The sequence below is a fragment of the Herbaspirillum sp. Her2 genome (assembly GCF_057961375.1).
Genome location: NZ_CM176331.1, coordinates 2,561,615 through 2,574,231, shown reverse-complemented (window position 1 = coordinate 2,574,231; position 12,617 = coordinate 2,561,615). Strand labels below are relative to the sequence as shown.

Here is a 12,617-nt window from a genome sequence, read left to right as displayed (position 1 = left end):
ACCCGGCGCGCATCAACTGGTATCAGAGGTTCTTGCGATAGACGATGAAGCCGGAGTCCACCGCGAGGTGGTCGTACAGCTTGCGTGCCGTGGCATTGCTGTGATGGGTGTGCCAGTACACTCGCTCGGCACCGTCCGCTGCGGCGTACCGGTACAGTTCTTCGATCAGTGCACGTCCCACACCACGGCCGCGTGCGGCTTCGGTGGTGAACAGGTCCTGCAGGTAGCAGGTGGGGCCGATCAGGATGGTGTTGCGGTGATAGAGGTAGTGCGCCAGTCCCAGCAGCCGTCCATCGGATTCGGCCACCAGGGCATGCACCGGCTCATCGGCCGCATGGATGCGTGACCAGGTGGACTGGGTGATGGCCAGGGGCAGGGCGGTGGCGCCACTGCGGCCGTAGAAGGCATTGTAGTCGTCCCACAGGATCTTCCATTGCGGGTAATCGTCCTGGCGGGCGCGGCGGATGTGCAGGGCTTCGGGGTGCTGCGGATCGGGCATGGCGACTCCTGGCGTCTGAGATCGCAGTATAGCCGTACCGGGCCAGTTTCCCGGAGTGTCCGGCCTTTGTCATTGCGGGCAGGGTGATGCCGCTTACACCGTGCGGGTCGGTGTCGTGGTGAAGGTACTGGTATCTGTACTGCTGGGCTGTGCGGAAGTGGACTGGGCCACTTGGGTGGACTGTCCGGCGGCTTTCAGGACGTCATTGAAATTGACGGCCGGCTTCTTCGCAGCCTGCTGGCCGCCTGCCGGTGCGTTGCCGTGATAGACGGCGGAAATGGAATTGGTCGACATGCGTGCACTCCTCAAGTAAGGCTGTCCCCCGGGCCAGCGCCCAGACCGGTATTGCCGGGGCAGTATAGGGGCGCACCATGAGGCTGCTGCGTCGGTTTACCGAAACTTGCGCATCTTTACCTGTTCGGCGTGGACGTGTCGCTGCTTACTTGCGCAAGCGTGCGGCGCACTGGTCGCGCAGGCGGGTGTCTTCGGGCGCATCGTCGTCGGCGGGCGGGGCGGCAGTGACTGTGGCGGGATGCGCACACTGGCGATAGCGCATCACATAGCGTTCAAACTCGGCGCGCGCCTGGGCCTTGGGCAGACTGGCCAGTTTCAGGATGAAGCTGCGGCTGCCGATCTCGAAGTGCTGGTAATCGATGGGTTGTTTCCACTGGCCGCCCCAGACCAGGAATCCATGTTCATAAAACACGCTGACCACCTCCTCGGCCATGCCCGGCTGCAGGGGCGCGCGCTGCAGGTAGGCCGCGCCCTGCGGCGGCAGGACTTCCTGCTCGGGGCTGCCGGCCTTGCTCACATAAGGATTCTGCAGCGGATTGATGTCGATGGCCGCGCCATAGGCGTGCTTGGACCAGCCACCGCCGCCGGTCATGGGCCGGCCATTGAAGGCCGAACTGTTGTTGGCGGCCATGGAGCGCTGGTCGTCGCCGTCATAGGCTTCCAGCCCTTGCGCCCCGGCCAGCGGGAAGGAGCGCAAGAGCAGCTCACCGAACAGCGCTTCGACCTGCGGAGCCAGCGCGTCGAGCACCACCACGCTGCCCTGGCGGGTGGCCCCGCCGAAATCGGTGTAGTCGAAGCTGACCGTGGCCAGGCGCGTGCAGGGGACCGGATTGCCGGAGGTGATGACCTTGCTGGCCCGCATCTGGGCGCATTGCGCGGGGGAAACCGGCGTGATGTCGGCCTGGGCCGCCAGCGGCAGTGCCATCGCCAGCACGGTCGCGGGAAGGGCCAGCGCGCGGCGCAGGAGGGTCATGCGGGCGAGGGCGGGGAAGCGGGCGGTGAAGGTCATCATGGGAGGCGATGATACGGGTTTTCAGGGGGAAATGGTTTGTCAGGATTGTCATATTGCCTGTGATGGCTGACATCAAGATGCGCCGTTTTCTGACAGCGTGGGAACGGCGGAACGGGAATAATCGGTGTCCAGAAGCTGTCGAATTCCGGCAAGCACGTGCTCTGTGCCTGTTTGTCCGCATTTCGGCAAATCCCCCTCAACAACTTTAGGAGGCAACATATGAAGATTCGCCACACCCTCTTGGCTGCCGCCGTGTTCACTGCTGTGCTGGCTGGTTGCAACAAGCGCGACGAAGCGCCTGCAACGCCTGCCGCCACCCCGCCGGCCGCTTCGGAACCGGCACCGGCAAGCAGCACCCCGACCACGCCGGCACCGGCTGATTCCGGTACGGCTGCGGGCTCGACGGCTACGCCGGCGACCCCGACCCCGACTACGCCTTCGGATTCCTCGGCCACTACGCCGAGCACCCCGGCCGCCTCTGGCGACAGTGGTACGCAAAAGTAAACGCCTCACAACAAGAGCCAACAAGACGGCAAGCGCCGCACCCTCTCCCGCAGTGGGAACAGCACTGCATGCGCCGCGACGGGCAACTGTCGCGGCGTTTTCTTTTGGGGCGCTGGAAAGGTGGTTTTTGCGGTAAATGTGAAGGATCTTGCCAAGCACTTGGCTCTTGGGGGCAATTTGCGCGTTGGCTGGAAAAATCTTTCCGAACTTTTTTTTGCGGCTTGCAGTCGTACAGGTGGTTGAACTGTTCCTTCAACCTCCCTCTTGATAGGGAACTTGCCCGCAGTTCATTGGCTGCGGGCTTTTTTTCGTCCCTCCGACGGGAAAGCGAAACTGCGTGTCTTTACCGTGTTTTCGCAGCGGTGCGGACTACTTCCCCCCATGCCCCTTCACCACCGCAATCATCGCCCCGAACGCCGGACCCATATTGGCTTCCAGCGTGGGATACATGCGCGAGATGCTGCCATCCAGATACAAGGCGTCACTGCACTTGAGCTCATCACGAAGGAAACTGGCGAAATCGTAAAAGCTGATCGGATTGCGCGCGATGGCCAGCGTGACGATGCCCGTCGCATCCAGGCACACTGCATTGCGCACGACCGTATTGGCTGACTCGGGATCGAAGCGCGGATTGATCTTGCCGTCCACAATCATCAGCGGACCCGATTGCGTGGCGTAGCGCGTCACGCCATTCCAAAGACCCAGTTCGGCTTCATAGTCGGAGGTCTCGACGATGTAGGCCTGGCGCTCGCTCAACACGAATACCCCATTGGGCTGCAGATAGAAATTGCCATACGCGTTCTTGCGCGTATTGAGGCGGCGCAGCTGGTTGCCGCCTTCCACGTACAGCCCCAGCGGCTGCAATTGCTTGTCGTAGATGCCGGCATTGGTGGCGCAGACCATCTCCTGTCCCTGGCTGCGCAGATGCGCATCGAGCCGGCTGAAGTTGCCCAGCGGCGTGCCAGCGGCATCTTTCCAGTACATGCGGATGGTGTCGCTGCGCGGATCAGCGCGGCAGGTGCTGATGAAGACCTGGCGATACTGGTACTGGCGCACCTCGGCCGCCTGTGCCGGCGGGCTGCCCGATCCCAGCAGCAGCGCCGGTACCAGGCCGGTCAATGCGAGCAGGCGCAGCAGTGCGCGGCGGAAACCAGGGGCAGGGAGGGAAGGGGAGCGAAGCATCGAAACCAGGTCTTGTTCTGCGGGAATGCGGAGGGCGAGGCGGTATTGTAAATGGCGCAAGCCGGGCTTGCCACGGGAAAACGGATTCTGGCCGCAAATCCAGTCCCATCAAGACTTTGCAGGCGATGCACCGAATTCGCTCATGCTGCAGTGCAATTCTGCACCGAATATGGGAAAATGAAGAAAAACAGCATGAAATGTGCGAAAAATCGAAGACCACAGCGCATTAATGATGGGGTTTGACGAAATTTCAAAAAAAATTTGCCCCATATGACGGCAGTGTTACACTCTGCCCCCATGTTGCGGCCAGCCTCCCGTAAAACGGGGTCAGGTATCCACAACCCTACGCGCGCCGGCCTGTTCGCCAGGTAACGGCGCCTCTTGAATCCGTTCCATCCTGGAGGAAACGACAATGAAGTTTGCAAGCCGTCTGACCAAGATCGCCCTGGCCGCCGCCACCTTTGCCGCCTTCGCCGGCGTGGCCCACGCCGAAACCGTCAAGATCGCCATCGCCGGTCCCCTGACCGGTGCCGTGGCCCAGTACGGCGACATGGTCAAGGCCGGTGCCCTCACCGCCATCGAACAGATCAACGCCGCCGGCGGCGCCAACGGCAACAAGTTCGAAGCCGTCATGATGGACGACGCCTGTGAACCCAAGCAGGCCGTGGCCGTGGCCAACAAGATCGTCAGCCAGGGCATCAAGTACGTGATCGGTCACGTCTGCTCCGGCTCCACCATCCCCGCCTCCGACATCTACGAGAACGAAGGCGTGGTCATGATCACCCCGTCGGCCACCGCGCCGCAGCTGACCGAAGCCAAGCCGCACAAGTTCATCTTCCGCACCATCGGCCGCGACGACCAGCAAGGTCCTGCCGCCGCCCGCTACGTGATCGAGAAGCTCAAGCCCAAGAAGGTCGCCGTGCTGCACGACAAGCAGTCCTACGGCCAGGGCGTGGCGTCGTCGGTGAAGTCGGCCCTGGAGGCGGCCAAGGTGCCGGTGGTGGTGTTCGAAGGCATCAACGCCGGTGACAGCGATTACTCGGCCATCGTCACCAAGCTGAAGTCGCAGGGCGTGGACTTCGTCTACTTCGGCGGCTACCACCCGGAAATGGGCCTGATCATGCGCCAGGCGCGTGAGCAGGGCGTCAAGGCCGTCTTCATGGGCCCCGAAGGCGTGGGCAACAAGGACATCACCGCCATCGCCGGCCCCGCCTCCGAAGGCATGCTGGTGACCCTGCCGGCCGACTTCGCCGCCGATCCGGCCAACGCCGCCCTGGTCAAGGCCTTCGCCGCCGCCAAGCGTGACGCCAACGGCCCGTTCCAGATGCCGGCCTACTCGGCCGTGAAGATCATTGCCGATGCCATCACCGGTGCCAAGTCCACCGATCCGGACAAGGTCGCCGCCTACATCCACGGCAACAGCTTCAAGACCCCCATCGGCAACGTCGAATACGACAAGAAGGGTGACCTGAAGGCCTTCAAGTTCGTCGTCTTCACCTGGCACAAGGACGCCACCAAGACCGAAGCCAAGTGATTCGCCCCGAATCGCTGGCCTGACTGTCTGACCTGACGTCAAACCGCGAAATGCCCCATTGCAGTCGGAATGGGGCATTTCCACTTTATGGGTTCCCTCATGAATGAATTGCTCCCTCAACTGACCCAGCAGCTCGTCAACGGGCTGTCGCTGGGTGCGATCTATGCCTTGATCGCCATCGGCTACACCATGGTCTACGGCATCATCGGCATGATCAACTTCGCCCACGGCGAGATCTACATGATCGCCTCCTACGTCGGCCTGGTGACCTTGACCGCCATCGGCGTGCAGTCCGGCTATCCCTTGCCGCTGCTGCTGGGCGGCGCACTGATCGTCTCGGTGCTGGTGACCGGCCTCTATGGCTGGACCGTCGAACGCGTGGCCTATCGCCCGCTGCGCGGCGGCCCGCGCCTGGTACCGCTGATCTCGGCCATCGGCATGTCCATCTTCCTGCAGAACTACGTGCAGATCGGCCAGGGTGCACGCGACATGTCGGTGCCGGTGCTGATCTCGGGCGCGCTCGAATTCCAGATGGGCAGCGACTTCACGGTCACGGTGCCGTATTCGCGCATGGTCATCGTGGGCGTGACGCTGGTGCTGATGGTGGCGCTGACGCTGTTCATCGCGCGTTCGCGCATGGGCCGCGCCTGCCGCGCCTGCGCTGAAGACATGGGCATGGCCAACCTGCTGGGCATTGATACGAACAAGGTGATTTCCTTCACCTTCGTCCTGGGTGCGATGTTGGCGGCGGTCGGCGGTGTGCTGATTGCCCTGACCATCGGCAAGCTCAATCCCTACATCGGCTTCATCGCCGGCATCAAGGCCTTCACGGCGGCGGTGCTGGGCGGTATCGGCAGCATTCCCGGCGCCATGCTGGGCGGCGTGCTGCTGGGGCTGGCGGAGACCTTCGCGGCCGGCTACCTGCCTTCCGAATACAAGGACGTGGTGTCCTTCGGGCTGCTGGTGCTGATCCTGCTGTTCCGTCCCACGGGCCTGTTGGGCAAGCCCGACATCGAAAAGGTCTGAGCCCGCACGGCTCGACGGACAACGACATATTCAAGGAGGCGTGATGCCTGAGACTTTCAAGAATGCCGTGGCGGCGGCGCTGGTGACCGCCGTACTGACCATCCCGCTGCTGGGCATGCAGCTGCAGCTGGAGGGCTACCGCGTGGTCCTCAATACCCACTGGACCCCGGTGCTGGTGGCGGTGCTGGCCGTGTTCCTGTTCCAGCTGGCCAGGCCTGCGCTCGCGCGCACCAGCGCCGGCATCAAGCTGCCTGCGCTGCCGCGCATGCAGCCGGGCCAGCAGCGCGCGGCCGTGCTGATCCTGCTGATGGCTGCGCTGGTGTGGCCCTTCTTCGGTTCGCGCGGCTACGTGGACGTGATGACCCTGGCGCTGATCTATGTGGTGCTGGGCCTGGGCCTGAACATCGTGGTCGGCTTCGCCGGCCTGCTCGATCTGGGCTACGTGGGTTTCTATGCCGTGGGTGCCTACACCTATGCGCTGTGCAACCAGTACTTCGGCCTCTCGTTCTGGGAATGCGTGCCGCTGTCGGCCGCTGCCGCCGCGCTGTTCGGCTTCCTGCTGGGCTTCCCGGTGCTGCGTTTGCGCGGTGACTACCTGGCGATCGTCACGCTGGGCTTTGGCGAAATCATCCGCCTGCTGCTCAACAACATGACCAGCCTCACCGGCGGCCCGGATGGCATCTCCGGCATCCCCAAGCCGACCGTGTTCGGCGTGGTGATGGCGCGCAATCCGCTGACCGAGGATGGCACTACCTTCCACCAGTTGCTGGGCCTGACTTACCAGGGGGGGCACATGGTGATCTTCCTGTATTTCCTGGCCTTGCTGATGGTGCTCTTTACGTATTTCGTCACCAGCCGCCTGTTGCGCATGCCCATGGGCCGCGCCTGGGAAGCCCTGCGTGAAGATGAGATCGCCTGCCGCTCGCTGGGCATCAACCCGACCCGGGTGAAGCTCTCGGCCTTCACGCTCGGTGCCGCCTTCGCCGGCCTGGCCGGTTCCTTCTTCGCCGCCCGCCAGGGCCTGGTGACGCCGGAATCCTTCACCTTCATCGAATCCGCCCTGATCCTGGCCATCGTCGTGCTGGGTGGCATGGGTTCGCAGCTGGGCGTGATCCTGGCGGCGATCCTGCTGACCGTGCTGCCGGAACTGGCGCGCAGCTTCGCCGAGTACCGCATGCTGATCTTCGGCCTGGTGATGGTGCTGATGATGATGTGGCGTCCGCAAGGACTGCTTCCTGCAACCCGTCCGCACGTGGAGCTGCCGCAATGAACCCGTCCGTGAAAACCATGCTGGAAGTGTCCAACCTGTCGATGCGCTTCGGCGGCCTCTTGGCCGTGGATGGCGTCTCGCTGGCCGTGCAGGAGCGCGAAGTCTTCGCCATCATCGGTCCCAACGGGGCCGGCAAGACCACCGTCTTCAACTGCATCAGCGGCTTCTACCAGCCGACCTCGGGCGAGATTGCGCTCGATGGCGTCTCCATTGCCCGCCAGCCAAGCCACCAGGTGGCGCAGCAGGGGCTGGTGCGCACCTTCCAGAACATCCGTCTCTTCAAGTCCATGACCGTGGTGGAGAACCTGCTGGTGGCGCAACACCAGCAGGTCAATACCAACCTGCTGTCGGGACTGCTGAAGACGCCTTCCTATCGCAAGTCCGAGCAGGAAGCGTTGCAGCGTGCAGCTTACTGGCTGGACCAGCTGGGCCTGACGGCGCTGGCCAACCGCGAGGCGGGCACGCTCTCGTATGGCCTGCAACGCCGCGTGGAAATCGCCCGCTGCATGATCACCAAGCCGCGCCTGCTGCTGCTGGATGAACCCGCGGCCGGCCTGAACCCGCAGGAGAAGCAGGAGCTGTCGCAACTGATCGACCGTCTGCGCCGCGAACATGGCGTAGCCGTGCTGCTGATCGAACACGACATGAGCCTCATCATGGGCATCTCCGACCGCATCCTGGTCATGGAGCACGGCAAGCCCATCGTCACCGGCACCCCCGAACAGGTGCGCAGCGACGAACGTGTGATCAAGGCCTACCTGGGAGAAGAATGATGCTGCAGTTTGACAAGGTGCATACCCACTACGGTGCCATCGAGGCCCTGCACGGCGTATCGCTGACGGTGGAAAAGGGCGAGATCGTTACCTTGATCGGTGCCAACGGTGCCGGCAAGACCACGCTCCTGATGACGCTGTGCGGCCGTCCGCGCGCTTCCAGTGGCCGCGTACTCTTCGAAGGGCAGGACATTACGCAGCTGCCAACCCACGAGATCATGCGCCGCGGGCTGGCGATCTCGCCCGAAGGCCGGCGCGTCTTCCCCAGCCTGACCGTGCTGGAAAACCTCAAAATGGGCGCCTTCTTCGCCAGCAACGAGGACATCGAACGGGGCATCGAGTACGTCTTCGGACTCTTCCCGCGTTTGAAGGAACGCGCGGCGCAGCGGGCCGGGACCATGTCCGGCGGCGAGCAGCAGATGCTGGCCATCGGCCGCGCGCTGATGAGCAAGCCGCGCCTGCTGTTGCTGGACGAACCTACGCTGGGCCTGGCCCCGCTGGTGATTGCGCAGATCTTCGAGATCATTCGCACCATCCGCGAGAGCGGCGTGACCGTGTTCCTGGTCGAGCAGAACGCCAACAAGGCGCTGGGCGTGGCCGACCGTGGCTACGTGCTGGAAAACGGCCATGTGGTCATGTCCGATACCGGTGCCAACCTGCTGGCCAACAGCGACGTGCGCAAGGCCTATCTCGGCCACGGCTGATACCGGCAGCGACGCCACCCGATCCACGGCCCGGCCATGCACATGGCCGGGCCGTGTCGTTTCCAGTATCCTGAAAACCTGCTGCGCCCTTTGCTGCAGAGCAGCAACAAAGTGCGTAGAATACCGGCCCATCCTGGCCCCGGCGCGACGGCGCGGCACCTTGAGCGTGCTTTGGGGGCCTTTCATTTGGACGACGACATGACACACCCCACACGCCGCCGGGTACTCAAAGTGGCGGGCCTGATGGCAGGTGCCGGCGCTGCCGGCCTGTTCTGGTCCCTGCCGCACCGGGTTACGGCACAAAACAATCCGGCGACCGTGCCGGTGGACGATTTCCTTCAGGTTTCCCGGCAACTGACTGAACGCCAGGATTTGAGCCCCAAGCTGGGCGCGGCTTTGCTGCTGGCCCTGTCCAAAACCGAAAAAGACCTGGCCGCGCGCCTGCAATCGCTCAAGGGCCTGCTGCAAGCCCAGCCAGCGCTGCTGCAAGCCGAGCGCCTGGCCTTCCCGGCCGAGCAGGGTGACAGCGAAAAGCTGGCCCGCGTCATCCTCGGTGCCTGGTACGACGGCGTGGTCGGCAAGGGCAAGAACGCCCAGTACGTCACCTACATCAATACGCTCTCCAACGGACTGGTGAGCGGCAAGCTGGTGCCGCCCAGTTTTTCCTATGGTCCCTGCGGCAGCTGGTCGCGCCAGCCCTGATTTGCGAGAGTGACATTCATGAGTAATCCCAATTCCGCCGACGTGGTGGTGATCGGTGCCGGTGTGACCGGCGCCTTGCTGGCCACGCGCCTGGCCAAGACCGGCAAGTCGGTGCTGCTGCTGGAATCCGGCCCGCGCATGGGCCGCGACCAACTGGTCGAACGTTTCCGCAGTTCGGCTTTCAAGTCCGACTTCATGGCGCCGTATCCGTATTCGCCGCTGGCACCGCACCCGCGCTATACCCCGGAGCCCAACGGCTACCTGCAGCAGAAGGGGCCGCATGCCTTCAATGCGCAGTACATCCGGATGTTCGGCGGCACCAGCTGGCATTGGGCGGCGCAGTTGTGGCGCTATGTACCCAACGACTTCCGCCAGCACAGCCTGTATGGCGTCGGCAAGGATTGGCCGATCAGCTATGACGACCTGGAAGACTATTACTACCAGGCAGAGGTCATCGCCGGTGTCGGCGGTTCGCCCGAGAGCGGCTCGCCGCGCAAGCATCCTTTTCCGATGGAGCGGGTGCCGGCCTCGTGGCTGCAGCAACGCGTGACGGCCCGCCTGGCGCCGGAATTCACCGTTCTCGACGACAGCACCGGCCGCAACAGCCGCAACTATGACGGCCGTCCGGCCTGCTGCGGCAACAACAACTGCATGCCGCTGTGTCCCATCGATGCCCAGTATCACGGCGGTCTGGCTGCGCAGCAGGCTGAAGACAGCGGCGTGCAGGTCATCACCGAGGCCGTGGTCTATCGCCTGGAACATGACGAAAAAGGCCGCATCGCCGCCGTCCATTATTACGACTGGAACAAGGTCAGCCACCGCATCACCGCGCAGACCTTCGTGCTGGCCGCCAATGCCATCGAGACCCCCAAACTGCTGTTGATGTCGGTGAGCGACAAGTTCCCGCAGGGGATTGCCAACGCCCGCGACAATGTCGGCCGCAACCTGTGCGACCACCCGGCCATCGGCGTGACCTTCGATGTGGATGAAGAAATCTGGCCCGGCCGTGGTCCGGTCAGCCCTTGCTCCATCGGCCAGTTCCGCGATGGCGATTTTCGTGCGGAGCACGCGCCGTTCCGCATCGATATTTCCAATGCCTCGCAGGTGGCCTCGGTGACCAAGGAAGTGCTCGCCGAGGGTTACTTCGGCAAGCGCCTGGAAGAGCAGATCCTGTTCCGCGCCGCACGCCGCCTGAGCATCAAGAACGCGCTGGAACAACTGCCGGACCGCAACAACCGCGTGACCCTGGGCGACAAGAAGGATGAACTTGGCCTGCCCGTCCCGGCCCTGTACTGGAACGTGGACGACTACGTCGTCAAAGGCACCGAGAAGACCCGCGCCGCCTACGACGCCATCGCGGCCCGGCTGGGTGCGACCAACATCAAGCACAGCAAGAGCGGGGCGTTCTCCAATCGCCAGCACATCACCGGTACGCTCTCCATGGGCCTGGATCCGGCCACCAGCGTCACCGATGCCTGGGGCCGCGCACACGACCACGAGAACCTGTTCATGGTCGGTACCGGCGTCATGCCCACGGTCGGCACCTGCAACGTCACGCTGACCGCGATGGCGCTGGCGCTGCGCACGGCCGACAAGATCATCGAGGAGAGCCGCCATGCGTAAGCCGTTCAAGCGCCTGCTGGCGATGCTGTCCTTGCTGGGCGTGGTCGCGCTGGCTCATGCGGCCAATGATGCGCAGTTGATCAAGCGCGGCGAGTACCTGGCCGTCGCCGGTGACTGCGCTGCCTGCCACAGCGAGAGGGGACGCGCCCCGTTCAGCGGCGGGCATCCGATCAGCAGTCCCCTTGGCACCATCTACAGCACCAACATCACGCCCTCCAAGACCCACGGCATCGGCCAGTACACGCCGGAGCAATTTGCCGCGGCCTTGCGTCGCGGCGTGCGTGCCGATGGCAGCAACCTGTATCCGGCCATGCCCTATACCGCCTATGCGCGGCTGAACGATGAGGATGTGGCGGCGCTGTACGCCTACTTCATGCAGGGCGTGCAGCCGGTGGACCAGGCTCCGCCGGCGACGGCGCTGCCGTTCCCGTTCAACATCCGCATGTCGATGAAGGCGTGGAACTGGCTTTTCCTGGACACCAAGCCCTTTGAGCCCGACCCGGCGCAATCGGCGCAGTGGAATCGCGGAGCCTACCTGGTGCAGGGCCTGGCCCATTGCAGCACCTGCCATACGCCGCGCAATGTGCTCATGGCCGAGCAACTGGAGCGCCGCCTGCAAGGGGCCTCGCTCGGCACCTGGTACGCGCCCGACATCAGCCCCGCTGCCTTGCAGGCCAAGCCGGCCTGGACCCGCGCCATGCTGGCCGAGTACCTGGCCAGCGGCCACGCCGCCAATGGGGCCACCGCCGGCGGACCGATGCTGGAAGCCATCGAAAAGAGTTTCTCGCGCATGACCCGTGAGGATCTGGATGCGATGGCCACCTATCTGCTGCCGGCCAGTCCGGCCGAGGCGGCTCCGGCGTCCGCGACTGCGCCGGCTGCTGCCGTCCCTGCGCTGACCCCGGTGCAGGGCGACGATACGCCCCAGGCGCTGGCCGCCATGAGTATGGGTGCACGTGTCTATATGAACAATTGCGCCTCCTGCCACAACACCGGCGGCCAGGGCCTCAACGGCCTGCCATCCCTGCAGCAGCATCCGCTGCTGCGCCAGCCCAATGCCGACAACGTGGCCATGGCCATCCTCGAAGGCGTGCTGCCGGAGCACGGACAAGGCATGATCGGCTTTGCCCATACCTTGAACGATGGCGAGATTGCGGCGGTGACCAACTACCTGATGCAGGATCTGGGTGGCAGCAAGGTCAGCATCAGCGCCGAGCGCGTCAAAGCCTTGCGGGCCGGCGGTGAGCCCTCGCCGCTGTTGTGGGTGGCGCGCGGCGGCATGGTGCTGCTGGTGTTGGTCCTGCTGGGCGTGGCGGTCTGGTGGCGTCGTCGCCGCAAGCCCGGCACGGCAGGCTGAAGCCGAAGGATGACCTTCCAACGCTCCTGACATGTCATACCAGATGCCGCCCGGCCCACACCACACCGGGCGGCTCTTTTTTTGTGCTGCGTGGCGGCTTTTGTGTGGCAATGGTCTGCTGCGAGTGACATTCGGGA

13 protein-coding genes are annotated in these 12,617 nt (G+C 64.0%); 9 read left to right on the top strand and 4 right to left on the bottom strand.

Annotation, left to right across the window (positions count from 1 at the left end; all coding sequences use genetic code 11):
* Positions 1-22 precede the first annotated feature (22 nt).
* From ACWHXP_RS11715 to ACWHXP_RS11705, 3 genes are all read right to left on the bottom strand, one after another.
* Positions 23-499, bottom strand: a complete 477-nt coding sequence (locus tag ACWHXP_RS11715) for a GNAT family N-acetyltransferase (RefSeq protein ID WP_489633794.1) — start codon at positions 497-499, stop codon at positions 23-25.
* Between the two features lie 93 nt (positions 500-592).
* The gene (locus ACWHXP_RS11710; RefSeq protein WP_083859771.1) at positions 593-793 is read right to left on the bottom strand and encodes a hypothetical protein; all 201 of its coding nucleotides are present in this window, start codon (positions 791-793) and stop codon (positions 593-595) included.
* Between the two features lie 145 nt (positions 794-938).
* The gene (locus ACWHXP_RS11705; RefSeq protein ID WP_489625156.1) at positions 939-1,805 is read right to left on the bottom strand and encodes a M15 family metallopeptidase; all 867 of its coding nucleotides are present in this window, start codon (positions 1,803-1,805) and stop codon (positions 939-941) included.
* 219 nt (positions 1,806-2,024) lie between these two features.
* Here ACWHXP_RS11705 and ACWHXP_RS11700 point away from each other — a divergent pair, with 219 nt between their 5' ends.
* The gene (locus ACWHXP_RS11700) at positions 2,025-2,309 is read left to right on the top strand and encodes a hypothetical protein (RefSeq protein ID WP_034338034.1); all 285 of its coding nucleotides are present in this window, start codon (positions 2,025-2,027) and stop codon (positions 2,307-2,309) included.
* A 369-nt stretch (positions 2,310-2,678) separates the two neighbouring features.
* Here the strand turns inward: ACWHXP_RS11700 and ACWHXP_RS11695 are convergent, their stop codons facing one another.
* A complete protein-coding gene (locus ACWHXP_RS11695) occupies positions 2,679-3,491 on the bottom strand; it encodes a phosphodiester glycosidase family protein (RefSeq protein WP_489633795.1) in 813 nt (270 codons plus the stop codon).
* Between the two features lie 412 nt (positions 3,492-3,903).
* Here ACWHXP_RS11695 and ACWHXP_RS11690 point away from each other — a divergent pair, with 412 nt between their 5' ends.
* The 8 genes from ACWHXP_RS11690 (at position 3,904) to ACWHXP_RS11655 (ending at position 12,480) form a co-directional block, all read left to right on the top strand.
* Positions 3,904-5,025 carry a branched-chain amino acid ABC transporter substrate-binding protein gene (locus tag ACWHXP_RS11690; protein WP_039790367.1) on the top strand — a complete coding sequence of 374 codons (1,122 nt, stop codon included), beginning with the start codon at positions 3,904-3,906 and terminating at the stop codon, positions 5,023-5,025.
* 99 nt (positions 5,026-5,124) lie between these two features.
* Positions 5,125-6,051, top strand: coding sequence for a high-affinity branched-chain amino acid ABC transporter permease LivH (gene livH / locus ACWHXP_RS11685; RefSeq protein ID WP_034350126.1), 927 nt, complete (start codon positions 5,125-5,127; stop codon positions 6,049-6,051).
* A gap of 43 nt (positions 6,052-6,094) precedes the next feature.
* On the top strand, positions 6,095-7,321 hold the full coding sequence (locus ACWHXP_RS11680; protein WP_039790365.1) for a high-affinity branched-chain amino acid ABC transporter permease LivM: 1,227 nt from the start codon (positions 6,095-6,097) through the stop codon (positions 7,319-7,321).
* A complete protein-coding gene (gene livG / locus ACWHXP_RS11675; protein WP_134221947.1) occupies positions 7,318-8,094 on the top strand; it encodes a high-affinity branched-chain amino acid ABC transporter ATP-binding protein LivG in 777 nt (258 codons plus the stop codon). The genes ACWHXP_RS11680 and livG overlap by 4 nt, the downstream gene beginning before the upstream one ends.
* Positions 8,094-8,798, top strand: coding sequence for an ABC transporter ATP-binding protein (locus ACWHXP_RS11670; RefSeq protein ID WP_134224057.1), 705 nt, complete (start codon positions 8,094-8,096; stop codon positions 8,796-8,798). The genes livG and ACWHXP_RS11670 overlap by 1 nt, the downstream gene beginning before the upstream one ends.
* 198 nt (positions 8,799-8,996) lie before the next feature.
* Entirely contained in the window at positions 8,997-9,500 is a 504-nt protein-coding gene (locus ACWHXP_RS11665; protein ID WP_134134975.1) for a sugar dehydrogenase complex small subunit, read from the top strand.
* A gap of 18 nt (positions 9,501-9,518) precedes the next feature.
* The gene (locus tag ACWHXP_RS11660; protein WP_039790359.1) at positions 9,519-11,123 is read left to right on the top strand and encodes a GMC family oxidoreductase; all 1,605 of its coding nucleotides are present in this window, start codon (positions 9,519-9,521) and stop codon (positions 11,121-11,123) included.
* Entirely contained in the window at positions 11,116-12,480 is a 1,365-nt protein-coding gene (locus tag ACWHXP_RS11655) for a cytochrome c (protein WP_489633796.1), read from the top strand. Before ACWHXP_RS11660 ends, ACWHXP_RS11655 begins: the two co-directional genes overlap by 8 nt.
* The last annotated feature ends 137 nt before the right edge of the window (positions 12,481-12,617 follow it).